Annotated in this window: 29 protein-coding genes; 19 read left to right on the forward strand and 10 right to left on the reverse strand. The window is 71.1% G+C overall.

What is annotated here, in order from left to right; all coding sequences use genetic code 11:
* Positions 1-9: 9 nt before the first annotated feature.
* Complete coding sequence (locus tag ADK64_RS05125) at positions 10-801, reverse strand: VOC family protein (RefSeq protein ID WP_053655230.1); 792 nt, start codon at positions 799-801, stop codon at positions 10-12.
* Between the two features lie 321 nt (positions 802-1,122).
* Here ADK64_RS05125 and ADK64_RS05130 point away from each other — a divergent pair, with 321 nt between their 5' ends.
* Positions 1,123-1,974 carry a sulfurtransferase gene (locus ADK64_RS05130; protein WP_053655983.1) on the forward strand — a complete coding sequence of 284 codons (852 nt, stop codon included), beginning with the start codon at positions 1,123-1,125 and terminating at the stop codon, positions 1,972-1,974.
* 55 nt (positions 1,975-2,029) lie between these two features.
* On the opposite strand, the gene sepH is transcribed toward ADK64_RS05130, so the two are convergent.
* Positions 2,030-3,079 carry a septation protein SepH gene (gene sepH, locus ADK64_RS05135; RefSeq protein ID WP_053655232.1) on the reverse strand — a complete coding sequence of 350 codons (1,050 nt, stop codon included), beginning with the start codon at positions 3,077-3,079 and terminating at the stop codon, positions 2,030-2,032.
* Between the two features lie 480 nt (positions 3,080-3,559).
* On the opposite strand from sepH, the gene ADK64_RS42465 reads away from it, so the two are divergent.
* Positions 3,560-4,288 (forward strand): hypothetical protein, encoded by a 729-nt coding sequence (locus tag ADK64_RS42465; RefSeq protein ID WP_078992495.1) that lies wholly within the window; start codon positions 3,560-3,562, stop codon positions 4,286-4,288.
* Here ADK64_RS42465 and ADK64_RS05145 read toward each other — a convergent pair.
* Positions 4,212-5,531, reverse strand: a complete 1,320-nt coding sequence (locus ADK64_RS05145) for a D-arabinono-1,4-lactone oxidase (protein WP_053655236.1) — start codon at positions 5,529-5,531, stop codon at positions 4,212-4,214. The two genes, ADK64_RS42465 and ADK64_RS05145, sit on opposite strands and share 77 nt — an antisense overlap.
* Entirely contained in the window at positions 5,491-6,729 is a 1,239-nt protein-coding gene (locus ADK64_RS05150) for an MFS transporter (protein ID WP_053655238.1), read from the reverse strand. The genes ADK64_RS05145 and ADK64_RS05150 overlap by 41 nt, the downstream gene beginning before the upstream one ends.
* Before the next feature lie 183 nt (positions 6,730-6,912).
* Between ADK64_RS05150 and ADK64_RS05155 the strand changes: the two genes are divergently transcribed.
* Both ADK64_RS05155 and ADK64_RS05160 read left to right on the forward strand, forming a co-directional pair.
* The gene (locus ADK64_RS05155; RefSeq protein ID WP_053655241.1) at positions 6,913-8,040 is read left to right on the forward strand and encodes a ferrochelatase; all 1,128 of its coding nucleotides are present in this window, start codon (positions 6,913-6,915) and stop codon (positions 8,038-8,040) included.
* Between the two features lie 8 nt (positions 8,041-8,048).
* Positions 8,049-8,864, forward strand: a complete 816-nt coding sequence (locus ADK64_RS05160; protein ID WP_053655243.1) for an inositol monophosphatase family protein — start codon at positions 8,049-8,051, stop codon at positions 8,862-8,864.
* Between the two features lie 94 nt (positions 8,865-8,958).
* On the opposite strand, the gene ADK64_RS46530 is transcribed toward ADK64_RS05160, so the two are convergent.
* Positions 8,959-9,132: a hypothetical protein gene (locus ADK64_RS46530; protein WP_167357479.1), complete on the reverse strand. Its 174-nt coding sequence runs from the start codon at positions 9,130-9,132 to the stop codon at positions 8,959-8,961.
* Positions 9,133-9,548: 416 nt separating this feature from the next.
* Between ADK64_RS46530 and ADK64_RS05165 the strand changes: the two genes are divergently transcribed.
* The 4 genes from ADK64_RS05165 (at position 9,549) to ADK64_RS05180 (ending at position 13,074) form a co-directional block, all read left to right on the forward strand.
* Positions 9,549-10,202, forward strand: coding sequence for a response regulator transcription factor (locus tag ADK64_RS05165; protein ID WP_003993508.1), 654 nt, complete (start codon positions 9,549-9,551; stop codon positions 10,200-10,202).
* Between the two features lie 6 nt (positions 10,203-10,208).
* The gene (locus ADK64_RS05170; RefSeq protein WP_053655245.1) at positions 10,209-11,456 is read left to right on the forward strand and encodes a sensor histidine kinase; all 1,248 of its coding nucleotides are present in this window, start codon (positions 10,209-10,211) and stop codon (positions 11,454-11,456) included.
* Positions 11,457-11,849: 393 nt separating this feature from the next.
* Positions 11,850-12,146, forward strand: a complete 297-nt coding sequence (locus ADK64_RS05175; RefSeq protein WP_053655247.1) for a DUF4193 domain-containing protein — start codon at positions 11,850-11,852, stop codon at positions 12,144-12,146.
* 13 nt (positions 12,147-12,159) lie between these two features.
* Positions 12,160-13,074 (forward strand): hypothetical protein, encoded by a 915-nt coding sequence (locus ADK64_RS05180; protein ID WP_107092924.1) that lies wholly within the window; start codon positions 12,160-12,162, stop codon positions 13,072-13,074.
* Here ADK64_RS05180 and ADK64_RS05185 read toward each other — a convergent pair.
* Positions 13,071-13,535: a DUF3093 domain-containing protein gene (locus tag ADK64_RS05185; protein WP_053655250.1), complete on the reverse strand. Its 465-nt coding sequence runs from the start codon at positions 13,533-13,535 to the stop codon at positions 13,071-13,073. The genes ADK64_RS05180 and ADK64_RS05185 overlap by 4 nt on opposite strands.
* A gap of 58 nt (positions 13,536-13,593) precedes the next feature.
* On the opposite strand from ADK64_RS05185, the gene ADK64_RS05190 reads away from it, so the two are divergent.
* The 7 genes from ADK64_RS05190 (at position 13,594) to ADK64_RS05220 (ending at position 20,243) form a co-directional block, all read left to right on the forward strand.
* Positions 13,594-14,178, forward strand: a complete 585-nt coding sequence (locus tag ADK64_RS05190) for a PaaI family thioesterase (protein ID WP_053655254.1) — start codon at positions 13,594-13,596, stop codon at positions 14,176-14,178.
* A gap of 14 nt (positions 14,179-14,192) precedes the next feature.
* Positions 14,193-14,738, forward strand: a complete 546-nt coding sequence (dut, locus tag ADK64_RS05195; RefSeq protein ID WP_053655256.1) for a dUTP diphosphatase — start codon at positions 14,193-14,195, stop codon at positions 14,736-14,738.
* Between the two features lies 1 nt (position 14,739).
* A complete protein-coding gene (locus ADK64_RS05200; RefSeq protein WP_053655258.1) occupies positions 14,740-15,507 on the forward strand; it encodes a DUF3710 domain-containing protein in 768 nt (255 codons plus the stop codon).
* A 242-nt stretch (positions 15,508-15,749) separates the two neighbouring features.
* Entirely contained in the window at positions 15,750-18,317 is a 2,568-nt protein-coding gene (locus ADK64_RS05205) for a sensor histidine kinase (protein ID WP_053655260.1), read from the forward strand.
* On the forward strand, positions 18,314-19,000 hold the full coding sequence (locus ADK64_RS05210; protein ID WP_053655262.1) for a response regulator: 687 nt from the start codon (positions 18,314-18,316) through the stop codon (positions 18,998-19,000). The genes ADK64_RS05205 and ADK64_RS05210 overlap by 4 nt, the downstream gene beginning before the upstream one ends.
* 73 nt (positions 19,001-19,073) lie before the next feature.
* Positions 19,074-19,472, forward strand: coding sequence for an OB-fold nucleic acid binding domain-containing protein (locus ADK64_RS05215; RefSeq protein ID WP_053655264.1), 399 nt, complete (start codon positions 19,074-19,076; stop codon positions 19,470-19,472).
* A 3-nt stretch (positions 19,473-19,475) separates the two neighbouring features.
* Positions 19,476-20,243 carry a DUF3159 domain-containing protein gene (locus ADK64_RS05220; RefSeq protein ID WP_053655266.1) on the forward strand — a complete coding sequence of 256 codons (768 nt, stop codon included), beginning with the start codon at positions 19,476-19,478 and terminating at the stop codon, positions 20,241-20,243.
* Positions 20,244-20,317: 74 nt separating this feature from the next.
* Here ADK64_RS05220 and ADK64_RS05225 read toward each other — a convergent pair whose 3' ends face one another.
* The 3 genes from ADK64_RS05225 to ADK64_RS48340 form a co-directional block, all read right to left on the reverse strand.
* Entirely contained in the window at positions 20,318-20,989 is a 672-nt protein-coding gene (locus ADK64_RS05225) for a potassium channel family protein (RefSeq protein WP_053655268.1), read from the reverse strand.
* Positions 20,989-21,660: a potassium channel family protein gene (locus ADK64_RS05230; protein ID WP_053655270.1), complete on the reverse strand. Its 672-nt coding sequence runs from the start codon at positions 21,658-21,660 to the stop codon at positions 20,989-20,991. The genes ADK64_RS05225 and ADK64_RS05230 overlap by 1 nt, the downstream gene beginning before the upstream one ends.
* Before the next feature lie 145 nt (positions 21,661-21,805).
* Positions 21,806-21,934, reverse strand: a complete 129-nt coding sequence (locus ADK64_RS48340) for a hypothetical protein (RefSeq protein ID WP_267888525.1) — start codon at positions 21,932-21,934, stop codon at positions 21,806-21,808.
* Positions 21,935-22,095: 161 nt separating this feature from the next.
* Between ADK64_RS48340 and ADK64_RS05235 the strand changes: the two genes are divergently transcribed.
* From ADK64_RS05235 to ADK64_RS05250, 4 genes are all read left to right on the forward strand, one after another.
* Positions 22,096-24,150 (forward strand): APC family permease, encoded by a 2,055-nt coding sequence (locus ADK64_RS05235; protein WP_053655272.1) that lies wholly within the window; start codon positions 22,096-22,098, stop codon positions 24,148-24,150.
* Between the two features lie 101 nt (positions 24,151-24,251).
* Positions 24,252-25,580: a class I SAM-dependent RNA methyltransferase gene (locus tag ADK64_RS05240; RefSeq protein WP_053655274.1), complete on the forward strand. Its 1,329-nt coding sequence runs from the start codon at positions 24,252-24,254 to the stop codon at positions 25,578-25,580.
* 424 nt (positions 25,581-26,004) lie between these two features.
* Positions 26,005-26,199 (forward strand): ribbon-helix-helix protein, CopG family, encoded by a 195-nt coding sequence (locus tag ADK64_RS05245; protein WP_053655276.1) that lies wholly within the window; start codon positions 26,005-26,007, stop codon positions 26,197-26,199.
* The gene (locus ADK64_RS05250; RefSeq protein WP_030566794.1) at positions 26,196-26,588 is read left to right on the forward strand and encodes a type II toxin-antitoxin system death-on-curing family toxin; all 393 of its coding nucleotides are present in this window, start codon (positions 26,196-26,198) and stop codon (positions 26,586-26,588) included. Before ADK64_RS05245 ends, ADK64_RS05250 begins: the two co-directional genes overlap by 4 nt.
* Before the next feature lie 212 nt (positions 26,589-26,800).
* Here the strand turns inward: ADK64_RS05250 and ADK64_RS48345 are convergent, their stop codons facing one another.
* On the reverse strand, positions 26,801-26,929 hold the full coding sequence (locus ADK64_RS48345) for a hypothetical protein (protein WP_267888521.1): 129 nt from the start codon (positions 26,927-26,929) through the stop codon (positions 26,801-26,803).
* Positions 26,930-26,966 lie beyond the last annotated feature (37 nt).

Genomic DNA, 26,966 nt, shown 5'->3' on the forward strand with positions numbered 1-26,966 from the left:
GAGGGGCGCTCAGCGCGGGTCCTGGATCACCGAGAACTCCGCGCCTTCCGGGTCCGCCACCGTCGCCACCCGCCCGTGCGGACTGTCGTTCGCCTGCCGGACGACCCGGCCGCCCAGCTCCGCGACCTGGCGCAGCGTCAGGTCGGCGTCGGCGACCTCGAAGTACGTCTGCCAGTACGGCCCCCGGTCCCGGGGCAGGCCGTGGCCCACGCCGTGCAGTCCGGCGACCGGGCGGCCGCCGAGATGCAGGGTCACGTAGTCGAAGCCGGCGGACACCACCGGCTCCTCCTCGTAACCGAACACGGTCGCGTAGAACTTGGCGACGCTCTCGGTCTCGAACGTCACCAGCTCGTTCCAGGCGGGCGTCCCGGGCACACCGGTGATCGCCGTGCCGAGGTGCGCGGAGCCCTGCCAGATGCCGAACACCGCCCCGGAGGGGTCGGCGGCGATGGCCATCCGCCCGGCTTCTGCGGCATCCAGCGGACCGACCGCCAGCGTGCCGCCGCACAGCCGTACCGCGTCGGCCGTCTGGTCCACGTCGTCCGAGGCGAAGTACGGTGTCCAGGCGATCGGCAGCCGGTAGTCCGGCGGCAACTGGCCCATGCCGGCCACCTCGTGCCCGTCGAGCAGCGCCCGCACATACGGGCCGAGCTGCCGCGGGCCCGGCCGGAACTCCCAGCCGAACAGCTCGCCGTAGAACTCCTCGGTGGCGGTCAGCCCGTGCGCCATCAGGCTCACCCAGCAGGGCGTGCCGGGCGCGCGCCGCGCGTGCGGACCGGCCGACTCCCGTGCCTCGGTCATCGATCACTCTCTCCCCGGCCCCTTGCGGTGGCCGTGTCGCTTCCGCTCCCCGGAAGGGGTGTCCACGCCGGCGCCGGGTACGCCCGTGCCGGTGCCCGCATCCTCCACGCCGTGGCGGGCGATACCGCGCCGCCGCTCGGCGACACCTCCGGGAGGATGCCCGTTCTGCCGACTTTCGGCGCTTCCTGACGGTGCCCGGTGGGTGCCCGTCGGCTGTACAGCACGTGCTCGATCCCATACGCCTCGTGATCGAGCGTGCCCGGCCGAGCAGAGTAGCCGCACCTGGACGCCACGGCCACCCCTGGCGTATGCATGGACGCCATGACAGTCATCATCACCGCAACCGATCTCGCACATGAACTGACCGGCGACCGCCCGCCGGTGCTGTTGGACGTGCGCTGGCAGCTGAGCGTGGCGAAGGCGGCGGGCGGGCCGGCCTTCGACGGGCGGGCCGAGTACGCGGCCGGACACATTCCGGGCGCGGTCTTCGTCGATCTGGACCGGGAGCTCGCCTCCGCCCCCGGGGCAAGGGGCCGGCATCCGCTGCCGGACCTCGCGGAGTTCGGCGCCGCGATGCGCCGGGCGGGTGTGTCGGCTGGCCGGCCGGTCGTCGTGTACGACGGCGGCCAGGGCTGGGCCGCCGCGCGCGCGTGGTGGCTGCTGCGCTGGACGGGTCACCCGGACGTGCGGGTCCTCGACGGCGGGTTGCCGTCCTGGGAGGGCGAACTGTCCACGCGGGTGCCGGAAACGGCCGAGGGCGACTTCCGGCCCGCGCCGGCCGCGACGGGACTGCTGGACGCGGACGCGGCCGCGGCCCTGGCGCGCACGGGCGTGCTGCTGGACGCGCGCGCGGGGGAGCGCTACCGCGGGGAGGTGGAGCCGATCGACCGGGTCGGCGGGCACATCCCGGGCGCGGTGTCGGCCCCGACGACGGAGAACGTGGGCCCCGACGGCCGCTTCCTGCCCGCGGCCGAGCTGCGGGACCGCTTCAAGGCCCTGGGCGTCGCGTCGGACGCCGAGGTGGGCGTGTACTGCGGTTCGGGCGTCTCCGGCGCCCACCAGGTCCTCGCGCTGGCGGTGGCGGGCATCCCGGCGGCCCTGTACGCCGGTTCGTGGTCCGAGTGGTCCGCCGACCCGTCCCGCCCGGTGGCGGTGGGGGCGGACCCCCAGTAGCGGACACGAGAAACAGGGGCACGCGCGCGCGTGCCCCTGTTCCCCCGCGATCCCGTTACTCCTGCTTCTTGCGGCGCGTGCCGAACACGATCTCGTCCCAGCTCGGCACGGCGGCACGGCGGCCGGGGCGGACGCCGTCGGCCTCGGCCTGGCGGTCGGTGGCGCCGATGAGCCGGTCGCGGTGGCTGCCGACGGAGCGGGGCATGAGGACGTCCGCGTAGGCCGAACCGGCCGAGGCGGCGGGCGCCGGTGGCTCCTCCGCCTCCGGTTCGTCGACGGGCTCCTCCGGTGTCTCCGCCGGGCGCTCCGGGACCACCAGGTCGCCCCGGAAGCTCGGCACGGCCTCCAGGAGGCTGGTCAGCGAGTCGCGTTCGCTGCTGGTCTCCTCGGCGGGCTCGGCCGGCTGCGCGGGCAGGCTCGGCCGGTCGCGCTCGCCGCGGTCGCCCCGGTCGAGTGCGCGGTCCATCGAACGCTCGCGCGGCAGCCGGGCGATGCGCGGGACGAACGGGAAGCTCGGCTCGGGCGCGGCGAGATCGTCGGACTCGCCGATGAGCGAGCGCGCCTCGTTGTCCACGGCCTGTACGAGCCGCCGGGGCGGGTCGTACGTCCAGCTCGCCGCGTGCGGTTCGCCCGCGACCCGGTAGACGAGGAGCACCTCCCAGGTGCCGTCGTCGCGGCGCCAGGAGTCCCACTGCACGGTGTCCTTCTCCGCGCCGCGCAGCACCAGCCGCTCCTGGACGGCCTCGCCGAGCAGTGGACCGGAATTCTCGCCGGGGCGGCGGACGGGGGTCTTGCGGGCGCGCTCGGCCATGAAGGCGCGTTCGGCCAGCACCGGGCCCTCGAAGCGCCGTACCCGGTCGACGGGGATGCCGGCGAGCTGCGCGACCTCTTCCGCGCTGGCACCGGCACGTATCCGCGCCTGGATGTCGCGCGGGCGGAGATGGCTCTCGACCTCGATCTCGATCTGGCCGAGGCGGGGCCGGTCGCCGCGGACGGCGGCGCGGAGCCGCTCGTCGATCGGAAGCGTGTACTCCGTTGCGTCGGCAGCCTTCAGCACCAGCCGTGTGCCGTCATTCGAGACGGCCACGACACGCAGTTCGGGCATGGGGACCTCCCGGGTGGTGCCTGCCGACGTCACGTGCGTCGCTGCTTCCGCTAGTCGAGTGTGGCCTGCCCGGGTGCAGCCTGCCACAACCTTGCCGAGTTGCCCGGCGTGTCGGGCACGGGCCCTGGACCGCCGTTATGGCACGGTTACCTGTTCGCAACGCTAAGTGACCAAATCCGTCACCCTGTGCAACTAGCCCCCTCCCAGCGGTCCTGCAAGGACCCGGACACCCTGGTGGAGGACCGGGCCCAGGGCTCGCAACAGTACTCCATTTGGACCATGTGCGTGGATGGGCGCGCCGCCCAACTTCTGCCAAGAGCCGCGACTTGGCCCTCGGCAACCGGTTTTACCGATCATGAACGTGGCGAACTTCACGCAATCGCCAGAAACGGAACTAATGGTTTCGACCGTACGTCCCTTTCTCGTGCAGTGGGTCGGTCAATGTCGATCAAGTACGGGAAAGGCAGGCAAGTTCCGGGTATGCGTGAAACGCCCGACGCGGGTCGCAAGCGGATCGATCTGAGCGTCCCCCAGGTCGCGGGAAGTGCCCTGGCGGCGGTCTTCGCGGCCAAACTGGCGTCGTATTTCGGGGTGTACGGCACGATCCTCGGGGCCGGAGTCGTCAGCATCGTCGCCACCTGTGGCGGCACCCTGTTCCAGCACTTCTTCAAGCGGACCGGGGAGCAGCTGAAGGAGGCGACCGTCACGGTCCGTCCCCGGGAACAAGTGTCACCGGCTCCAGGGGAGTTCGGCGCGGGCACGGTCTACCGCGCGCGTGTCAGGAGCTGGCGGCGCCCGGTGGTCGCGGCCGCCCTCGTGTTCGGCGTGACCATGGCCGGCATCACGACGTACGAACTGGTCTCCGGCAGCAGCTTCAGCGGCGGCGGGGGTACGACGGTCAGCGACGCCGTCAGCGGCCGGGGCTCGTCCGCCTCGACGTCCGACACCCCCGCCACGCCCGGGCAGGCGCCGGCGCCCTCGGACTCGCGGTCCCCCGCGCACACGCCCGGCTCCGATGGCGGTACGACGCACAGCGCGACGCCGGCCCCCGGCGACTCCCCGAGCGGGCAGCCGAGCGACGGCCCGGACACCCCGACGCCGACCCCGACGCCCAGCGGGTCCGCCGCGACGCCTACGCCCCCAGAACCCTCCGCAAGTAGTCGTTCTGGAACAGCCGATCCGGGTCAAGGCGATCCCTCAGCGCAGTGAACTCACCGAAACGCGGGTACACGCGCGCGAAGTACTCGGCGTCCCGCGTGTGCACCTTGCCCCAGTGCGGCCGGCCCTCGTGCGCGGTGAAGATGCGCTCGGCGGCGGTGAAGTAGGCCTGGTACGGCGTGCCCCGGAACATGTGGACGGCGATGTAGGCGCTGTCCCGGCCGGAGGCGGTGGACAGGGTGATGTCGTCGGCCGGGGCCGTGCGCACCTCGACCGGGAAGCTGACGCGCAGGTCCGAGCGGTCGACCATGGTCTTCAGCTCGCGCAGTGTCTCCACCAGGGCCGCGCGCGGCACGGCGTACTCCATCTCCACGAAGCGCACCCGGCGCGGCGAGGTGAAGACCTTGTAGGGGATGTCGGTGTACGTCCGCGCGGACAGGGCCTTGCTGGAGACCTGGGCGATCGCGGGAACGGCGGCCGGGACGGCGCGGCCGACCCACTGGGCCACCTGGAAGACGCCGTTGGAGAGGAGCTCGTCCTCGAACCAGCCGGCCAGCTGTCCCACTGGTTGCTCCGGGCCGGCGCTGCGGTTGTTGCGCTTGGTGTTCGTGTTGCCGGTGTGCGGGAACCAGTAGAACTCGAAGTGCTCGTTCTCGGCCCACAGTTGATCGAACTCGGCCGCGACCCGCTCGAAGGGCATCGGTTCCTCGCGCGCGGTGAGCAGGAAGAGGGGCTCCACGGCGAACGTGATCGCGGTGACGATGCCGAGAGCGCCCAGGCCTATCCGCGCGGCGGCGAAGACGTCGGCGTGCTGCTTCTCGGAGCAGCTGAGCACCGATCCGTCCGCCGTGACCAGTTCGAGGCCCTTGATCTGGGCGGCGATGGAGGCGGACTCGCGGCCGGTGCCGTGCGTGCCGGTGCTGGTGGCCCCGGAGACGGTCTGCTCCATGATGTCGCCCATGTTGGTGAGCGACAGGCCCTCGCGCGCGAGAGCGGCATTGAGTCTCTTGAGCGGGGTGCCCGCCTCGACCGTGACGGTCATGGCCTCCCGGTCAATGTTGCGGATGCCGGTCAACAGTTGAGGGCGGATCAACACTCCGTCGGTCGCGGCGATCGAGGTGAACGAGTGCCCCGTACCGACCGCCTTCACCTTCAGGCCGTCCTCGCGGGCCCGGCGCATCGCCTCGGCCAGCTCCTCCACCGAGGCCGGCGCAACCTGCCGGGCGGGCCGGGCGGCCACGTTCCCGCACCAGTTACGCCAGGTGCCGTTCTTCCCGCTCGCTGTGCTGCTCAACGGTGCCTCCCCGCCCCGCGGCCGGCCTGCGCAGCCGGCGGTACCCGAGAAAACCGACCGCGACCGCGACGGCCCCGGACACGGCCGGAACCCCGTACCCGGCCCGCGCCCCGGCTGCGTCGATGACCCAGCCGGCCACGGAGGAGCCGAGCGCGACGCCGACCGCGAGGCCGGTGCTCACCCAGGTCATGCCCTCGGTGAGCTTCGCGCGAGGTACGTGCTCTTCTATGAGGGACATCGTCGTGATCATCGTCGGTGCGATGGACAGCCCCGCAACGAACAGCGCCACGGCCAGAAGCGGCAGGTTTCCGACCAGTAGGAGGGGGATCATACTCACGGCCATCGCCGCCACGCCCAGCAGCCAGCGACGTTCCGGCGCTCCGGCGAACCGCAGCAGCCCGAAGACCACCCCGGCCGCGCAGGAACCGGCCGCGTACACCGCCAGTACCAGGCTCGCGGCGCCCTTGTGGCCGCGCTCGTCGGCGAAGGCGACGGTGACCACGTCCACCGAGCCGAAGATCGCGCCGGTCGCCGTGAAGGTGGCCACCAGCACCTGCAGCCCGGCCGAGCGCAGGGCCGTGCCGCCGCCGTGCTTCTCGCGCGGGTGCGGCTGCGGCTCGGTGGCGCGCTGGGCCGTGAGCCAGAAGACGCCCACGGCCAGGAAGCAGGCGGCCAGCAGGGGCCCTGCCTCCGGGAACCAGACGGTGGACAGCCCGATGGAGATGATCGGTCCGAAGATGAAGCACACCTCGTCCACGACCGACTCGAACGAGTAGGCCGTGTGCAGCTTCGGGGTGCCCCGGTACAGGGCCGCCCAGCGGGCCCGGATCATCGCGCCGAGGCTCGGCACGGAACCGATCCCGGCGGCCGACACGAACAGCACCCAGTCCGGCCAGCGCAGATGCGCGGCGAGCAACAGGCCGGCCGCGGCCGCGAGCGCCACCAGCGTCGCCGGGCGCAGCACCCGGAGCTGCCCGTGCCGGTCGACCAGCCGGGATATCTGGGGTCCGATGGCCGCGGCGGACAGCGCGATGGTGGCCGACAGCGCGCCCGCGAGGCGGTAGCGCCCGGTGAGCTGGGAGACCATCGTGACCACGCCGATGCCCATCATCGACAGCGGCATCCGGCCGAGGAATCCCGCGGTGGAGAACGCCTTGGTGCCGGGCTCGGTGAACAGGGCTCTGTAGGGGCTGGGCACGGGGTCTCCGAAGCGGCTCGGTAAGGCGCGAATGCGGCCGATACAGCTTACGAGTCGGGCGCCCCTGAAAGCACCTGGTCCGGCCATCGGAAAGCGAGCGGAAAAACCGCCCTAAACCCACTGGAACCCGACTCGTCACCCGGCTGTTCCCCGGCTGTCAGTACCGGGTGGCAGGATCGAGTCATGCCAGACGCGCTCGATGCCACCCCGTACGACGCCCTGCTCCTGCTCTCCTTCGGCGGTCCCGAAGGCCCGGACGACGTGGTCCCCTTCCTGGAGAACGTCACGCGCGGGCGGGGCATCCCGAAGGAACGCCTCAAGGAAGTCGGTCAGCACTACTTCCTGTTCGGCGGGGTCAGCCCGATCAACGACCAGAACCGCGCCCTGCTGGACGCCCTGCGCAAGGACTTCGCCGAGCACGGCCTGGACCTGCCGGTCTACTGGGGCAACCGCAACTGGGCGCCGTACCTGACGGACACCCTGCGCGAGATGGTCGCCGACGGCCGCCGCCGCATCCTGGTCCTGGCCACCAGCGCCTACGCCTCCTACTCGGGCTGCCGGCAGTACCGGGAGAACCTGGCCGACGCGCTGGCGACCCTGGAAGCCGAGGGTCTCCAGCTGCCGAAGATCGACAAGCTGCGGCACTACTTCAACCACCCCGGCTTCGTCGAGCCCATGATCGACGGCGTGCTGCGCTCCCTCGCCGACCTCCCCGAGGACGTCCGCGCGGGCGCCCACATCGCCTTCACCACGCACTCCATCCCGACCGCCGCCGCCGACGCCTCCGGCCCCGTCGAGGCGCATGGCGAGGGCGGCGCCTACGTCGAGCAGCACCTGGACGTGGCCCAGCTGATCGCCGACGCCGTCCGCGAGCGCACCGGCGTGGACCACCCCTGGCGGCTCGTGTACCAGTCGCGTTCCGGCGCCCCGCACATCCCGTGGCTGGAGCCGGACATCTGCGACCACCTTCAGGAGCGGCACGCGGCGGGCGCCCCGGCCGTCGTCATGGCGCCCATCGGCTTCGTCTCCGACCACATGGAGGTCCTCTACGACCTCGACACCGAGGCCCTGGCCAAGGCCGAGGAACTGGGCCTGCCGGTGCGCCGCTCGGCCACGGTGGGCGCCGACCCGCGCTTCGCCGCCGCCGTCCGCGAGCTGATCACGGAGCGCGCCGCCGTGGAGCGCGGCCAGGAGGTCACCCCCTGCGCCCTGGGCGCCCTCGGCCCGAGCCACGACCTCTGCCCCGTCGGCTGCTGCCCGGCCCGCGCCCCGCGCCCGGCCGCCGCCGGCGCCGACAGCCCCTACGCGTGAGGAGCCCCGTGACCGACGCTCTGTACCGGGACCTGCTCGGGCTGGCCCAGGAGGCCGCCCGCCGCGCCGGAGAGCTGCTGCGGGACGGCCGCCCGGCCGACCTCGCCGTGGCGAAGACCAAGTCCAGCCCGATCGACGTCGTGACCGAGATGGACATCGCGGCGGAGAAGCTGATCACCGACCTGATCTCCGGCCGGCGGCCCGACGACGGCTTCCTCGGCGAGGAGGGCGCCTGTGCCGAGGGCACGAGCGGCGTCCGCTGGGTCATCGACCCGCTCGACGGCACCGTCAACTACCTGTACGGACTGCCCACTTGGGCGGTGTCCATCGCGGCGCAGCAGGACGGCGAGACCGTCGCCGGGGTCGTCGCGGCGCCGATGCGCGGCGAGACGTACCACGCCGTGCGCGGCGGCGGTGCGTGGGCGACCGGTGCGTGGGCGGGCGAGCGGGCGCTGGCCTGCCGCCCCGCGCCCCCGCTGGACCAGGCGCTGGTCTCCACCGGCTTCAACTACGTCACCGAGGTACGCGCCCGTCAGGCCGAGGTGGCCGCCCGGCTGATCCCGCTGCTGCGCGACATCCGGCGCGGGGGCTCGGCGGCGATCGACCTGTGCGACGTGGCCTGCGGCCGGCTGGACGGGTACTACGAGCGCGGGCTCAACGCGTGGGACTTCGCCGCGGGGGAGCTCATCGCCCGGGAGGCGGGCGCGCTGGCCGGTGGACGGCCCGGTGAGCGGCCGTCACGGGAACTGACGGTCGCCGGGTCGCCCGGAGTGTTCGAGCCGCTCCAGGGGCTGCTGGAGGACTTCGGGGCCTGGCACGACTAGCCGCACGGCCCCCACGCGAGATCGCGCACCCCGGACACACAGGACCCCCGGCGCTGGATTCGCCGGGGGTCCCGTGTGTGCGCTTGCGGGCCGATCAGACGCGTGACGCGCCGACCTCCACACCGTGTTCGGCGGCGAGGCGTCGCAGGTCGTCGAGCTCTGCCTGCTCCACCTCGACGAGGAAGTCGTCGCCCTCGTCACGAGCCCGCGACAGGTCGGACTCGGTCGTCCTTATGCGCTGCAGAAGTCCTGCGGTGAAAGCGTCCATGCTGCGCCCCCTCGTCCTGGGTCGTGGGTCGGTGGCACGGGGGTGTGCCGGTTGTGGGAAAGGGGCGATCACGTCTCTCGCGGGTGCCCGGCGCTGCCGTGCCGGGCGGCGACGGTGCCGGACATCCACGCCCACTCTGGAGAAGCGGATGGCGGAGTACCGCATGGTGCTGCGGCACATGCAGAGCGTGATCGCGGGGTGTACAGCCGTCCTCCCCCCGCTCCCTCACCCGGAAACCTCAACCGGAGGAGGAAATCTCGTATTCCCGCCCCGGAACGCCGATCCGTACGGTCCACAACCCGCCTTACAGCCGACTTACGGCCGAAAAGGGCAGGATGGAGGCCACACTCCACGAACACCCCTGCCCGCATGCGCCCACGGTGGCGCGGCGGGCGGACAGAGGAAGGACTTGCGACGTGCGCGTACTCGTCGTCGAGGACGAGCAGCTGCTCGCCGATGCGGTGGCCACCGGACTGCGCCGGGAGGCCATGGCCGTCGACGTCGTGTACGACGGTGCGGCCGCCCTGGAGCGCATCGGCGTCAACGACTACGACGTGGTCGTCCTCGACCGCGACCTCCCCCTCGTGCACGGGGACGACGTCTGCCGCAAGATCGTCGAGCTGGGCATGCCCACGCGCGTGCTCATGCTCACCGCGTCCGGCGACGTCAGCGACCGTGTCGAGGGCCTGGAGATCGGCGCCGACGACTATCTGCCCAAGCCCTTCGCGTTCAGCGAGCTGATCGCGCGCGTGCGCGCACTCGGCCGCCGTACGAGCGTGCCCCTGCCGCCCGTCCTGGAGCGCGCCGGCATCAAGCTCGACCCCAACCGCCGCGAGGTCTTCCGCGACGGCAAGGAGGTCCAGCTCGCGCCCAAGGAGTTCGCGGTCCTGGAGGTCCTCATGCGCAGCGAGGGCGCTGTCGTCTCGGCCGAGCAGCTGCTGGAGAAGGCCTGGGACGAGAACACCGACCCGTTCACCAACGTGGTGCGGGTGACGGTCATGACGCTGCGCCGCAAGCTGGGCGAGCCGCCGGTCATCGTCACCGTCCCCGGCTCCGGTTACCGGATCTGATCCGCCGTGGCCGCAACACCCGCGCCGGCTCAGGCGCCACCGAAGCCCACCTGGGACCCCAGGCGACCGCAGGCCCCGTTCCCGTGGCTGCGTCCCACCATCCGTATACGGCTCACGCTGCTGTACGGCGGCATGTTCCTGATCGCCGGCATCCTGCTGCTGTCGATCATCTACCTGCTGGCCGCGCAGGCGATCAGCACGGGAAACCAGCCGCTGTTCAAGATCGTCAGCTACCAGAGCCTGAAGGTCTCCAGCGACAACTGCCCGGCGATCAGCACGACCAGCCTGTCGCTCGCGGACTTCAACCACGCGATCAGCCAGTGTGTCGACGGACAGCGCCAGGCGGCCCTGGACGACCTGCTCAGCCGCTCGCTGCTGGCCCTGCTGGGCCTCGCCGTGATCGCCTTCGCGTTCGGTTACGCGATGGCCGGCCGCGTGCTGTCCCCGCTCGGCCGGATCACCCGCACCGCCCGGCAGGTGGCCGGTTCGGACCTGGCCCGCCGGATCGAGCTGGACGGCCCGGACGACGAGCTGAAGGAGCTGGCCGACACCTTCGACGACATGCTGGAGCGACTGCAACGGGCCTTCACCGCCCAGCAGCGCTTCGTGGGCAACGCCTCCCACGAGCTGCGCACCCCGCTGGCGATCAACCGCACGCTCCTCGAGGTGCACCTGTCCGACCCGAACGCGCCGATGGAGCTGCAACAGCTCGGCAAGACCCTGCTCGCCACCAACGAGCGCAGCGAGCAGCTGGTCGAGGGCCTGCTGCTGCTCGCCCGCAGTGACAACCAGATCGTCGAGCGCAAACCGGTCGACCTGGCCGAGGTCGCCACCCAGGCCATCGACCAGGTGCACGGCGAGGCCCAGGCCAAGGGCGTGGAGATCCGCGGCAGACGCAAGCCCGCCGTGGTGCAGGGCAACGGCGTGCTGCTGGAGCGGATCGCGCTGAACCTGGTGCAGAACGCCGTGCGGTACAACGTGTCCGAGGAAGGCTGGGTGGAGGTGAACACGGAGGTGCAGCACGGGCAGGCGGTGCTCACCGTCACGAACACCGGACCGGTGGTGCCGGCGTACGAGATCGACAACCTCTTCGAGCCCTTCCGGCGGCTCCGCACGGAGCGCACGGGCAGCGACAAGGGAGTCGGCCTCGGCCTGTCCATCGTCCGGTCCGTGGCCCGCGCGCACGGTGGCCTGATCGCGGCACGGCCTCGCGAGGGCGGCGGGCTGGTGATGCGTGTCACCCTGCCGCTGTGAGCCGCAATCGACACACGCGGAGGATGTTCGCTTTGCGCGGAATTTTCAGGACCCCGAATGCCGTTGTTGCTGTGTGATCAATCACATGGGCGGATTTTCAGCCATGCACTCTCTGTGATCATGACAGAAGGTGGAAAGCCGGGAAAGTCCGGGTTTTCAGGGCTCTTGATCACGGGAAGTACACGATGAGGCGCCTTTGAGGTGCGGCATTCGAACCGTGTACGGTCCTCACCGCCATCCAAGCCGATCACTCTTGAGAGATCGGGTTGGGTGTCGATTGAGTAACAGACCTTGATGTGAGGCAAAATCTCCGCCTCAGGTCGGGCACAAGTCCGGCCTCTCACGCGTTACGTGCGCTGGAGACACCGCAGACACCCAGAGGGGGAGAGCGATATGGCAACCGATTACGACACTCCACGCAAGACCGACGACGACGTCGACTCGGACAGCCTGGAAGAGCTGAAGGCTCGCCGGAACGACAAGACCACCTCGTCGGTGGACGTCGACGAGTTCGAGGCCGCAGAGGGCCTCGAACTGCCCGGCGCCGACCTCTCGAACGAGGAACTGGCAGTCCGTGTGCTGCCCAAGCAGCAGGACGAGTTCACCTGCATGAGCTGCTTCCTGGTGCACCACCGCAGCCAGCTGGCCCGCGAGAAGAACGGTCAGCCGATCTGCCGCGACTGCGACTGAGGACGGGTCGGCCATGTCTGGCTCGACCCCTCCCCGGAAGCGCCGCTTCCCGCTGGGGAAAGCGGACCAAGGGCCGTCCGGCGGCCCGCACGGCGCGCGTGAACAGGAGCGGGGCTCATCCGGCAGGGGAGCCTCGCTCGCACCGGCGGCCGACCGGGCGGACCACCCGGCGCCGGTGCGGCAGCCCGCGCCCGTCGCAAGGCGACGGGTCGCGGTGATGCGCGACAAAGCCCGGGAGATGGCCCGGGAAGGGGCCCGCAAGGGCGGCAGCCGCGCCCGCGCGGGGCTGGCGTACCTCGCGGACCGCATCATCGAGATCGCCCCCCGCATCCCCGTACGCGACCTCGCGGCCCTGCGTCGGCAGTTCCCGGGCCTCGGACCCGAGGAACTCGCCGACAAGCTCGTGGCCGGGGCGGCGGCAGGGACCTCGACGGTCGGAGCCGGGATCGGAGCGGCGGCGATGCTGCCGGTGCCGCCCGCCATGCCGACCGAACTGGCCGCGGAGATCACCGGGGTCGCCGCGATCGAGCTGAAGCTCATCGCCGAACTCCACGAGGTCTACGGCGTACGACCGCCGGGGAACCTCACGAACCGCAGCACCGCGTATCTGTCCTCCTGGTCGGGGGAGCGCGGGATCGACGTGATGAAGCCGTCGACGTACGACTCCGCCCTCGGCGGCCACATGAAGCGCGAACTGCGCCAGCAGATCATGAAGCGCATGGTGCGCGACCTGCCCAACCTCATGCCGTTCATGGTGGGCGCGGCGGTCGGCGCGGTCATGAACCGCCGGGACACCAGAAAGCTCGCCGCCCGCATCCGCACCGACCTGCGCAAGATCCAGGTGCCCTGGGACGAACTGCCCGAGCAGCCGCCGCTGGAGAAGCCGGCGGAGCCCCTGGAGGTCCGCGGGCTTCCCGGAGCGTTCTAGGCGTTCGCCTTCCGCGCCGCCTCGATCGCCGCCGCCAGCTGCTCCGGCTCACGCGTCGACAGGTACAGGTACGGCGTCGGGTCCTCGGGGTCGGTGACCTCCACCCGCAGCGCCTGCGGGATGTAGGCGCGCAGCAGCAGGAAGGCGCGGGTGTCGGCCTTGTACGTACGCCAGGCGCGGGCCTCCTCCGGATCCAGCACCTCCGACCCGCCGAGCGCCGACACCGGGATCTTCGCCTCGCCCGCGATCAGCGAGTCACCCACCACTCGGATGCGCGGCGAGCCGTACGCGCTGGCGACCACCGCCGCCGCCGCCGTACCGCCGACCAGGCCGCCGAGCAGCGGCAGGGTGCCGAAGGGGAGCAGGATCAGGGCGAACGAGACACCCACGAGAAAGCTGAGCAGCCACCACGAGCGGGGGGCGGTGAGGCGTTCTTCGTAGGGCGTGGCGGAAAGCTGCATGAAGCCAAGCTTGGCACGGGATCCGTACTTGGCCGACGCGCGGGTAAGGTCTGCGGCTGTGAGTGGTAGTTCCGCAGCTCTTCAGCCTCCCGCCGACGCGGTGAAACCGGTACGGCACCCCGACGCGCCCGCGCCCGGGGAACTCCTCGGCGCCCACTACGAACACTGTTTCGGATGTGGCCCCGGGCAGCCGCACGGGCTGCTCCTGGAGGCGCGCGCCGGCGAGGGTGTCTCGCTGACCGCCGAGTTCACCGTCCAGTCCGCCCACCAGGGCGCCCCGGGCCTCGCGCACGGCGGTGTGCTGGCCACGGCCCTGGACGAGACCCTCGGCTCGCTGAACTGGCTGCTGCGGACCATCGCCGTCACCGGCAGGCTGGAGACCGACTTCGCCCGGCCGGTCCCGGTGGGCACCACGCTGTACCTGGAGGCCGAGGTCACCGCCGTCGCCGGGCGGAAGATCTACTCCACCGCCACCGGACGCATCGGCGGCCCCGAGGGGCCCGTCGCCGTCCGCGCCGACGCCCTCTTCATCGAGGTGAAGGTCGACCACTTCATCGACCACGGCCGCAGGGAGGAGATCCAGGCGGCCATGAACGACCCGGACCAGATCCGGCGTGCCCGCGCTTTCGAGGTGAACCCGTGAGTCCCGTCAGTCCCGTGAGCCCCCTCGACGTGTTCATCCGGCGCGTCGATCCCGATGTACCGCTTCCGGGGTACGAGCACCCCGGGGACGCCGGAGCCGATCTGCGCACCACCGAGGCGCGCGAGCTGGCACCCGGCGAGCGGGCCGTGCTGCCCACGGGTGTGTCGATCGCCCTCCCGGACGGGTACGCGGCCTTCGTGCACCCGCGATCCGGTCTCGCCGCCCGCTGCGGTGTCGCCCTCGTGAATGCCCCGGGGACGGTTGATGCCGGGTACCGTGGGGAGATCAAGGTGATCGTGGTGAATCTCGACCCGCACGAGTCCGTGCGGTTCGAGCGCTTCGACCGGATCGCCCAACTGGTCGTCCAACGGGTCGAGAGGGTCCGCTTCCAGGAGGTGGCGGAACTTCCCGGCTCGGCGCGGGCCGAAGGGGGCTTCGGGTCCACCGGTGGTCATGCCGCGGTGGGCGGCGAGAGCGGCACAAGCGGTCAGGCCGCCGTAGGCGGTCCGACGGGTGGGAATCGATACGCTTCGGTCGTATCCGACCGGGAAGGACAGTGACGTGTTCGGACGTCGCAAGAAGAAGGGTGCCGCCGAGGATGCGGCCGGCGAGGCCGAGCAGGTCGTCGACAGCGTCGACACCGAGGCGGACGACGAAGAGGAGCAGGCCGAGCGCGAGCGCGTGCGGCTGGAGCCCGGGCCCCGGCCCGACGGGCCGTGGGACAGCACCGAGGTGGCCGACCCGAACGAGGGCCGCGTGGACCTCGGCGGGCTGTTCATCCCGGGCGTCGACGGCATGGAGCTGCGGGTCGAGGTCGCCGGTGACGCGATCGTCGCCGCGACCGTCGTGCTGCGTGACAGCGCCGTCCAGCTGCAGGCCTTCGCCGCGCCCAAGCGCGAGGGCATCTGGGGCGAGGTCCGCGAGGAGATCGGGGCCGGCATCACCCAGCAGGGTGGCATCATCGACGAGGTCGAGGGCCCGCTGGGCTGGGAGCTGCGGGCCCAGGTGCCGGTGCAGCTGCCGGACGGCACCGGTGGCTTCCAGGTCGTGCGGTTCGTCGGCGTGGACGGCCCGCGCTGGTTCCTGCGCGGAGTGATCTCCGGCCAGGGCGCCGTGCAGCCGCAGGCCGCCGGGCTGCTGGAGCAGATCTTCCGGGACACGGTCGTGGTCCGCGGCGAGGGCCCGATGGCGCCCCGCGACCCGATCGTCCTCAAGCTGCCCAACGACGCCCAGATGGTCCCCGAGGGCGTCCAGCAGGAGGAGTCCTCGCGCTTCTCCGGCGGTATGGGCCAGCTGCAGCGCGGACCGGAGATCACCGAGGTTCGCTGACCGGCGCTGCACCGGGTTCAGCAAGTCGTACACGGGCCGTACCTCGAGGGGTGCGGCCCGTTTCGCTGGTCGCGCCCACGCGGCGGAGCCGCACGGTGATGGAGCCTCGCGCCCCTTCGGGGTACGTCCCGTCAGAGTTGCGTCAAAGAGCCCCGTTGACCCGGCCCTCGTCCGTTTTGTCGGGATCGTTGGCCGTAAGGTCGACGCTGCGTAGACAGCAGTTACCGGAAGACAATGGAGCCATGGCACGCGGCAAGCTTCGGATCTACCTCGGCGCGGCACCGGGTGTGGGCAAGACCTATGCCATGCTCTCCGAGGCGCACCGCCGTGTGGAGCGTGGCACCGACTGCGTCGTGGCGTTCGTGGAGCACCACGAGCGGCCGCGCACCGAGGTGATGCTGCACGGCCTGGAGCAGGTCCCGCGCAAGCGGCTGGAGTACCGGGACGCCGTCTTCGGCGAGATGGACATCGACGCCGTGCTGCGCCGGGCGCCCGCCGTCGCCCTGGTGGACGAACTCGCCCACACCAACATCCCCGGCTCCCGCAACGCCAAGCGCTGGCAGGACGTCGAGGAACTGCTCGCCGCCGGCACCGACGTGATCTCGACCGTCAACATCCAGCACCTGGAGTCACTCGGCGACGTCGTGGAGTCGATCACGGGGGTGCGCCAGCGCGAGACCGTCCCGGACGAGGTCGTACGCCGGGCCGACCAGATCGAGCTGGTCGACATGTCCCCGCAGGCCCTGCGCCGGCGGATGGCCCACGGCAACATCTACCAGCCCGACAAGGTCGACGCGGCCCTGTCCAACTACTTCCGGCCCGGCAACCTCACCGCCCTGCGCGAGCTGGCGCTGCTGTGGGTGGCCGACCGGGTCGACGAGTACCTCAACGCCTATCGCAGCGAGCACCGGGTCTCCAAGATCTGGGGCTCCCGCGAGCGCATCGTGGTCGGCCTGACCGGCGGCCCCGAGGGACGCACCCTGATACGGCGCGCCGCCCGGCTCGCCGAGAAGGGCGCCGGCGGCGAGGTGCTCGCCGTGTACATAGCCCGCAGCGACGGCCTGACCTCGGGCTCCCCGAAGGAGCTGGCCGTCCAGCGCACCCTCGTGGAGGACCTGGGCGGCACCTTCCACCACGTGGTCGGCGACGACATACCGGCCGCCCTGCTGGACTTCGCACGCGGCGTCAACGCCACCCAGATCGTGCTCGGCTCCTCGCGGCGCAAGGCCTGGCAGTACGTCTTCGGGCCCGGCGTCGGCGCCACCGTCGCCCGGGAGTCCGGCCCCGACCTCGACGTCCACATCGTCACCCACGAGGCGGTCGCCAAGGGCCGTGGGCTGCCCGTCTCCCGGGGCGCCCGGCTCGGGCGGGCCCGGATCATCTCGGGCTGGCTGTCCGGACTCGGCGGCCCGGCCGCGCTCGCGGTGCTGCTGAACACCATCGACGTCGGCCTCGCCAACGACATGCTGCTGTTCCTGGCCGTCACGGTCGCCGCTGCCCTGCTCGGCGGCCTGCTGCCCGCACTGGCCTCGGTGGCCTTCGGCTCGCTGCTGCTGAACTACTTCTACACACCGCCGCTGCACAAGTGGACCATCGCCGACCCGAAGAACATCGTGGCCATCGCGATCTTCCTCTGCGTCGCCGTCTCGGTGGCCTCCGTGGTGGACCTCGCCGCCCGGCGCACCCATCAGGCGGCCCGGCTGCGCGCCGAGTCGGAGATCCTCTCCTTCCTCGCCGGGAACGTGCTGCGCGGCGAGACCAGCCTGGAGGAGCTGCTGGAACGGGTCCGGGAGACCTTCGCGATGGAGTCGGCCGCGCTGCTGGAACGCGCGAGCGACGTCGAGCCCTGGACCTGCGCGGGCCGTGCCGGATTCGGACGCCCGCTGGAGCGGCCCGAGGACGCGGACGTCGACATGCCCGTCGGCGACCACATGGCCCTCGCGCTCACCGGCCGGGTGCTGCCCGCCGAGGACCGCCGGGTGCTCGCGGCCTTCGCCGCGCAGGCCGCCGTGGCCCTGGACCGCCGGCGCCTTCAGGAGGAGGCCGACCAGGCCCGCACGCTCGCCGAGGGCAACCGCATCCGCACCGCCCTGCTGGCCGCCGTCAGCCACGACCTGCGTACACCCCTGGCCGGCATCAAGGCGGCGGTGTCGAGCCTGCGCTCCGACGACGTGGCCTGGTCCGAGGAGGACCGGGCGGAGCTGCTGGAGGGCATCGAGGAGGGCGCCGACCGGCTCGACCACCTCGTGGGCAACCTGCTCGACATGTCCCGCCTCCAGACCGGCACGGTCACACCGATCATCCGCGAGATCGACGTGGACGAGGTCGTCCCGATGGCCCTGGTCGGCGTGCCCGAGGACAGCGTCGAGCTGGAGGTCCCCGAGACGCTGCCCATGGTCGCGGTCGACCCCGGGCTGCTGGAGCGGTCCGTGGCCAACCTGGTGGAGAACGCCGTCAAGTACAGCCCGCGCGGGAAACGCGTGCTGGTCTCCGCGAGCGCCATGGCCGACCGGGTCGAGGTGCGCGTGGTGGACCGCGGCCCGGGCGTGCCGGACGAGGCGAAGGACCGGATATTCGAGCCCTTCCAGCGGTACGGTGACGCCCCGCGCGGCGCCGGGGTCGGGCTCGGACTCGCCGTCGCCCGGGGCTTCACGGAGGCCATGGGCGGGACCCTCAACGCCGAGGACACGCCGGGCGGCGGACTCACCATGGTCCTCAGCCTCCGCGCGGCAGGATCGCGTCCCGAGGCCCTTCCCGCCGGGGAGGACACCGGAGAGGACATCGAAGAACCAGAAAGGCAGACCCTATGACCCGGGTGCTCGTGGTCGACGACGAGCCGCAGATCGTGCGCGCCCTCGTGATCAACCTCAAGGCACGCAAGTACGAGGTGGACGCGGCCCCCGACGGCCGTACCGCCCTCGAACTCGCCGCGTCCCGCCACCCCGACGTCGTCGTGCTCGACCTGGGCCTGCCCGACATGGACGGCGTCGAGGTGATCAAGGGCCTGCGCGGCTGGACCCGCGTGCCCATCCTGGTGCTGTCCGCGCGGCACTCCTCCGACGAGAAGGTCGAGGCGCTGGACGCGGGCGCCGACGACTACGTCACCAAGCCCTTCGGCATGGACGAGCTGCTGGCCCGGCTGCGGGCCTCCGTGCGCCGGGCCGAGCCGGTCGGACCGGGGGAGGACGACCTGACGACCGTGGAGACGGAGGGCTTCGCCGTCGACCTGGCCGCCAAGAAGGTCAACCGCGCCGGCAAGGACGTCCGGCTCACCCCGACCGAGTGGCACCTGCTGGAGGTCCTGGTCCGCAACACCGGCCGCCTGGTCAGCCAGAAGCAGCTGCTCCAGGAGGTCTGGGGGCCGTCGTACGGCACCGAGACCAACTACCTGCGCGTGTACATGGCCCAGCTGCGCCGCAAGCTGGAGACGGACCCCTCGCACCCGAGGCACTTCATCACGGAGCCCGGGATGGGCTACCGGTTCGAGAAGTGAGCGGGGCCGATGTGAGCAGGCTCGATGTGAGCGGGGCTACGGCGCTGTCGGTGGGCCCCGGTACGCTTCAGGTATGAGTGCTGTTCCCCGTTCCGAGAAGCCGGCCGGCCGGTTCCGGCGCATGCTCGACCGGCTTTCCTCGTCGCAGGAGGACCTGGAGTCCGAGGAATTGCGGGAAGACGCCGAGACCACGGGCTGCACCAGGATCGGCGACTGCCAGGACCGGCAGATCGTCACCGTAACTGGTACCTTGCGCACGGTCACCCTGCGCCCGCGCGCCGGAGTCCCGGCCCTGGAGGCCGAGCTGTTCGACGGCTCCGCGGCGCTGGACGTGGTGTGGCTCGGCAGGCGTTCCATCGTGGGCATAGAACCGGGGCGCAAGCTGATCGCATCGGGCCGGATCTCGATGAGCCGGGGCCGCCGGGTGCTGTTCAACCCGAAATACGAACTGCGACCCCTCGGACGGGAGTAGCCGGTGACGTCCCTCGACAAGCCGACCGAAGACGCCGGTCAGGCGCCGACCGACGACGCCCGGGCGGTGACCGAGGCCGCGCTGTTCGAGGCGTTCGGCGGCGTCCGCGGCATGGTCGAGACGGTCGTGCCGGGCCTGCTCTTCGTCGCGATCTTCACGGTCAACAAGAACCTGCACGTCTCGGCGATCGCCGCGCTCGTCGTGTCCCTCGTTCTGGTGGTTGTCCGGCTCGCCATGAAGGACACCGTCAAGCACGCCTTCAGCGGCGTCTTCGGTGTGGCCTTCGGTGTCGTCTTCGCGATGTTCACCGGCAACGCCAAGGACTTCTACCTCCCCGGCATGCTCTACACACTGGGCCTGGCGCTGGCGTACATCGTCACCACGATCGCCGGTGTGCCCCTGATCGGCCTCATCCTGGGCCCGGTCTTCAAGGAGAACCTCTCCTGGCGCACCCGCAACCCCGGTCGCAAGAAGGCCTACGCGAAGGCCAGTTGGGCCTGGGGTCTGATCCTGCTCGCCAAGTGCGCGATCCTCTTCCCGCTGTACTGGTGGTCCGACACCACCAAGCTCGGCTGGGTCCTGGTAGCCCTGAAGATCCCGCCGTTCCTGCTGGCGGTCTGGCTCACCTGGGTCTTCCTCGCGAAGGCCCCGGCGCCCATCGACGTGTTCGCGGAGATGGAGGCGCAGGAGAAGGCCGAGGAGGAGCGCAAGGCCGCTCTGGCCGCCGAGAGCGGTGACGCGGCCGGCGGACGCCACCGCCGGGAGGCGTAGCGAGCCGTCGTACGACGACGAAGGGCGCCCTTGATCGTCAAGGGCGCCCTTCGTCGTCGTAGCGGCGAAAGCCGTCAGGCTTCCTCGCGGCGCACCGACAGCAGCTCCTCGAGCTGCTCCTCCCGGGCCTGGGCGGCCACGAAGAGCAGTTCGTCGCCCGCCTCCAGGGAGTCCTCCTTGGACGGGGTCAGCACGCGGGTGCCGCGGATGATCGTGACCAGGGAGGTGTCCTCGGGCCACTCGACGTCGCCGACCTGGGTACCGGCCAGCGCCGACTCCTCGGGCAGGGTCAGTTCGACGAGGTTGGCGTCGCCGTGGCTGAAGCGGAGCAGCCGGACCAGGTCGCCGACGCTCACCGCCTCCTCGACCAGGGCCGACATCAGGCGCGGGGTGGAGACGGCCACGTCCACGCCCCAGGCCTCGTTGAACAGCCACTCGTTCTTCGGGTTGTTGACACGGGCGACGACGCGCGGGACGCCGTACTCCGTCTTGGCGAGCAGCGAGACCACCAGGTTGACCTTGTCGTCGCCGGTCGCGGCGATGACGACGTTGCAGCGCTGGAGCGCCGCCTCGTCCAGGGACGTGATCTCACAGGCGTCGGCCAGCAGCCACTCCGCCTGCGGCACCCGCTCCACCGAGATGGCGGTCGGGGCCTTGTCGATGAGCAGGACCTCGTGGCCGTTCTCCAGCAGCTCGCCCGCGATCGAGCGGCCGACGGCGCCGGCTCCGGCAATGGCGACCCTCATCAGTGACCGCCCTCCTCTTCCGGACCCTGGGCGAAGGCGGCTTCGACCTTGTCCACGTCGTCGGGCCGCATCATCACGTGCACGAGGTCGCCCTCCTGCAACACCGTCTGCGAGGTCGGCAGAATCGCCTCGCCCAGGCGGGTCAGGAACGCCACGCGGACGCCCGTCTCCTCCTGCAGCTTGCTGATCTTGTGGCCGACCCACTTCGCGGACGTGTGCACCTCGGCGAGCTGCACCCCGCCGGTGGGGTCGCGCCACAGCGGCTCGGCGCCCGAGGGCAGCAGCCGGCGCAGCATCTGGTCGGCGGTCCAGCGGACCGTCGCCACGGTGGGGATGCCCAGGCGCTGGTAGACCTCGGCGCGGCGGGGGTCGTAAATCCGGGCCGCCACGTTCTCCACGCCGAACATCTCGCGGGCCACGCGGGCGGAGATGATGTTGGAGTTGTCACCACTGGAGACGGCGGCGAAGGCGCCGGCCTCCTCGATGCCCGCCTCGCGCAGCGTGTCCTGGTCGAAGCCGACGCCGGTGACCCGGCGACCGCCGAATCCGGGGCCGAGGCGGCGGAAGGCCGTGGGGTCCTGGTCGATCACGGCGACCGTGTGGCCCTGTTGCTCCAGGGTCTGGGCGAGAGCGGAACCCACTCTTCCGCAGCCCATGATGACGATGTGCACGACCGTCCTTCCGGTGTTCAAAAGTTACTGCTCAGCATCAGGGTCTCAGACCGACGCCCAAAGCTACACACGGGCGCCGGGGCGTGGGCACCCCCGTGCGGGGGTTCGCCGTGATCACCGTCCGCGATCACGCGCGTGAGCAGGGTCAGCGCTCGGCGTCGGCGGTCACCGGGCGCGGGCGCCGGCGAGTGATGCTGCGCACGCTGCACAGGGTCAGGATTCCGACGCCGAAGAGGGCGACCGTCGCCCCGATCAGCTCCGCGGTGGCGGGCATGGAACCTCCGAAGTGCGATAATGGGCGGGGTTTGCCATCTAGGCACGGGGAGCGCGCGGACCACGGAATCCGCAGTCGCGTGCGCCTGTGATTTCACTCGTGAGGCAGAACACCGACGCCGGGTGGGCGGCTGCCTGTTCGAAGGCCTACGATCCTCTGTCGTGTCCAAACTGACCGACGTGCCCAAACGGATTCTGATCGGGCGCGCACTGCGCAGTGACCGGCTGGGTGAAACGCTCCTGCCGAAGCGCATCGCACTCCCCGTCTTCGCCTCCGACCCGCTGTCCTCCGTCGCCTACGCGCCGGGGGAGGTCCTGCTGGTCCTGTCCATCGCGGGCGTGTCGGCCTACCACTTCAGCCCGTGGATCGCCCTCGCGGTCATCGTGCTGATGTTCACGGTGGTCGCCTCCTACCGCCAGAACGTCCACGCCTACCCGAGCGGCGGCGGCGACTACGAGGTCGCCACCACCAACCTGGGCCCCAAGGCCGGCCTGACCGTCGCCAGCGCCCTGCTCGTCGACTACGTCCTCACCGTCGCCGTCTCCATCGCCTCCGGCATCGAGAACCTCGGCTCCGCGGTCCCGTTCGTGGTCGAGCACAAGGTGCTGTGCGCGGTCGCCGTGATCGTGCTGCTGACGCTGATGAACCTGCGCGGGGTGAAGGAGTCCGGCAAGCTCTTCGCGATCCCGACGTACGTCTTCGTCGCCGGCGTCTTCATCATGATCGCCTGGGGTGCCTTCCGCGGCCTGGTCCTCGGCGACACCATGCGTGCCCCGACGGCCGACTACCACATCAGGGCCGAGCACCAGGGCCTCGCGGGCTTCGCGCTCGTCTTCCTGCTGCTGCGCGCCTTCTCCTCCGGCTGTGCCGCGCTCACCGGTGTGGAGGCCATCTCCAACGGCGTCCCCGCCTTCCGCAAGCCCAAGTCGAAGAACGCGGCGACCACGCTCGCGATGATGGGCCTGCTGGCCGTCACCATGTTCTGCGGCATCATCGCCCTCGCCATGACGACCAAGGTCCGCATGGCGGAGAACCCGGCCACCGACCTGATCCGGGGCGGCATCCCGATCGGCTCCGGATACGTCCAGAACCCGGTGATCTCCCAGGTCGCCGAGGCGGTCTTCGGCAAGGGCAGCTTCCTGTTCGTCGTCCTGGCGGCGGCGACGGCGCTGGTCCTGTTCCTGGCGGCGAACACGGCGTACAACGGCTTCCCGCTGCTCGGCTCGATCCTCGCCCAGGACCGCTACCTCCCGCGCCAGCTGCACACCCGCGGCGACCGTCTCGCCTTCTCCAACGGCATCGTGCTGCTCGCGGGCGCGGCGATGCTGCTGACCGTCATCTACGGCGCCGACTCCACCCGTCTGATCCAGCTGTACATCGTCGGCGTGTTCGTGTCCTTCACGCTCAGCCAGACCGGCATGGTCCGGCACTGGAACCGCCACCTGGCGGTCGAGAAGGACCCGGCCAAGCGCCGCCACATGGTCCGTTCCCGCGCGATCAACGCGTTCGGCGCGTTCTTCACCGGCCTCGTGCTGGTCGTCGTCCTGGTCACCAAGTTCACGCACGGCGCCTGGGTCGCCCTGCTGGGCATGTGCATCTTCTACGCGACCATGACCGCGATCCGTAAGCACTACGACCGGGTGGCCGAGGAGATCGCGGCTCCCGAAGACCCGGCCGACGACGACATGACCCGGCCGTCGCGGGTGCACTCGGTGGTGCTGATCTCCAAGATCCACCGCCCGACGCTGCGGGCCCTCGCCTACGCCAGGCTGATGCGCTCCGACACCCTGGAGGCGCTCACGGTCAACGTCGACGTGGCGGAGACCAAGGCGCTGCGCGAGGAGTGGGAGCGGCGCGGCATCGACGTACCGCTCAAGGTCCTGGACTCGCCGTACCGCGAGATCACCCGGCCGATCATCGAGTACGTCAAGGGCCTGCGCAAGGAGTCCCCGCGCGCCGCGGTCTCCGTGATCATCCCCGAGTACGTGGTCGGCCACTGGTACGAGCATCTGCTGCACAACCAGAGCGCCCTGCGCCTGAAGGGCCGCCTGCTCTTCACGCCCGGTGTGATGGTCACCTCCGTCCCGTACCAGCTGGCGTCCTCCGAGGCGGCCCGCAACCGCGCCCGGCGGCGCCAGGACTGGAGCGCCCCCGGCGCCGTCCGCCGCGGCCCGGCGGCGGAGCGGCCCAAGCAGCCGTCGGCGACGAAGGACTGAACCAGGGGGCTCGGCCTGTGGTGAGCGGCCGGACGACATCCACGTAGACTGGTGGGCTGTTGTCCGGCCGTTTCCCGTTCCTGATCTGGAGTCACCCCGCCATGCAGGCAGAACCGAAGAAGTCGCTGGTCGGGGAGGAGTACGAGGTCGAGATCGGCCCCGTAGCCCACGGCGGCCACTGCATCGCCCGTACGGCCGAGGGCCAGGTGCTGTTCGTCCGGCACGCGCTGCCGGGAGAGCGGGTGGTGGCCCGGGTGACGGAGGGCGAGGAGGGCGCGCGCTTCCTGCGCGCGGACGCCGTCGAGATCCTCGACGCCGCCAAGGACCGGGTAGCGGCCCCCTGTCCCTTCGCCGGCCCCGGCCGCTGCGGCGGCTGCGACTGGCAGCACGCCAAGCCGGGCGCCCAGCGCCGGCTGAAGGGCGAGGTGATCGAGGAGCAGCTGAGGCGCCTCGCCGGCCTCACGCCCGAGGAAGCGGGCTGGGACGGCACGGTGATGCCGGCCGAGGGCGACAAGCTGCCCGCAGGCGAGGTTCCGCAGTGGCGCACGCGCGTGCAGTACGCCGTGGACGCCGAGGGCCACGCAGGCCTGCGCCGCCACCGCTCGCACGAGGTGGAGCGCGTCGACCACTGCATGATCGCGGCGGCCGGGGTGTCCGAGCTGGGCATCGAGCAGCGCGACTGGACCGGCATGGAGTCGGTGGAGGCGATCGCGGCGACGGGTTCCCAGGACCGCCAGGTCATCCTCACCCCGCGCCCCGGCGGCCGCCTCCCGCTGGTGGAACTGGACAAGCCGGTCTCGGTCATGCGGGTGGACGAGAAGGCCGGCGGAGTGCACCGCGTCCACGGCCGCCCCTTCGTCCGCGAGCGCGCGGACGGCCGCACCTACCGCGTCGGCAGCGGCGGCTTCTGGCAGGTCCACCCGAGGGCGGCCGACACCCTGGTGACCGCCGTGATGCAGGGGCTGCTGCCCCGCAAGGGCGAGATGGCCCTGGACCTCTACTGCGGCGTCGGCCTCTTCGCCGGCGCCCTCGCCGACCGCCTCGGCGAGCAGGGCGCCGTCCTGGGCATCGAGTCCGGCAAACGAGCGGTCGAGGACGCCCGCCACAACCTCGCCGACTTCCCCCGGGTCCGCATCGAACAGGGCAAGGTCGAGTCGGTCCTCCCGCGCACCGGCATCACCGAGGTCGACCTGATCGTCCTCGACCCGCCCCGCGCGGGCGCGGGCCGCAACACGGTCGAACACCTCGCCTCCCTCGGCGCCCGCCGCATCGCGTACGTCGCCTGCGATCCCGCTGCGCTGGCTCGGGACCTCGGGTACTTCCGGGAGGGGGGGTACCGGGTGCGGATGCTTCGGGCGTTTGATCTGTTTCCGATGACGCATCATGTGGAGTGCGTGGCGATTCTGGAGCCGGCCGCGAAGGGCCTCTGACCTGCCGTTTTGCATTTCAGGTGGTCAGCTCGACCTGTTTTCGCTCGCGGAATGCGTCGACTCAGGTTCGCTTGTGCAGAACGCTCTGAGCTGCAGGTTCGAGGGCCGGCGTGGCTCTCGCGGCGACGTGGCGATGCGCAATGCAGATTTTTTGACGCTCGGATGACGCTCGAATATCGGAAGCCTCAACCTCGGACTTCTCCGGCCCTGGGCCGCAGACCGGGACCGTCGGCGCGGGGCAAGGACTCCGGCTCGGGGGGGGGCGACTGCACCTCGCCAGCGGCGGCGCGTGCTGCTACCTCGTCGCACGCACCTCGGAACCGAGACCGCGGCCCGACCGGGCCACGAAGGACGGCGTCGTGGTCCGATCTTGAGTGGCTGATATCACCTCGCCACCCAGATACCAGCCCGGTATCATTCCTGTATGGCGATGACACTCCGACTCCCCGAAGACCTTGACGCGAAGCTCACCGAGCGGGCTCGTCGGGAGGGTCGCAGCAAGCAGGAACTTGCCCTCGAGGCCATCCGTGACGCCCAGCACCGGGCCGAGCTGAAGGTTGATGACGTCCTGGCCGAGCTGATGGACAGCGATGCGGAGATCCTGGACTACCTGAAGTGACCCAAGTGCGCTACATCCATATCGACGAGATCCTGGCCATCGCCCGCACGGTCAACGATACCGAGCACAGCGTGCGTGACATGGGACTTTTGGTGTCAGCGATCGAACGGCCCCGGACGAACGTGTTCGGGGCCGAGCTGTATCCCACGCTGCACGAGAAGGCGGCGGCACTGCTGCACTCCGTCGCTCGCAATCACGCGCTGATCGACGGCAACAAGCGCACCGCCTGGCTTGCCATGCGTGTCTTCCTGCGGTTCAACGGCGTCAGCGCCAGTACCGCCCCGCCACCCGTCTCCGTGGCTGGCCCGTTCGTCGAGGAAGTCGCGCAGGACAACATCGATGTACCGGCTATTGCAAAGCGCCTGTCGGCCTGGTTCCCCGTTTCCTGACGTTCGACGTCGTGGGTAGGGACGGAATGAGGTTCTGGGGGCGGTGCTGGCTTCTGGCAGTCCGCCGGTGGACTGACCCGTTCGTTCAGCGGGTGGATTCGTATGGCGGTCGTGGCGAGCGATGCGTAGGGCTGGGCCGCCGGGCCGTTCAGATCCGTGCCCCGGCCGGGCGCGGCGATCATGACGCGGGCGCCGAAGCGTGCGTCGACGGCTCACCGGCAGGTTCGGGGTTGACGGGCGTGCTCGCCGTAGCTCGGGTCGGTGATCGCCGGCGCGTTCACGAACTGGCCGACGCGCCAGGGCTGTCGGCCGCCGAACCGCTCGGCGAAGAAGGAGGGCATCCCTTCGCCCTCCGATTGCCGAGCAGCCGTGGAGAAC

The organism is Streptomyces sp. MMG1121 (assembly GCF_001280015.1).
Classification (GTDB): Bacteria; Actinomycetota; Actinomycetes; order Streptomycetales; family Streptomycetaceae; genus Streptomyces.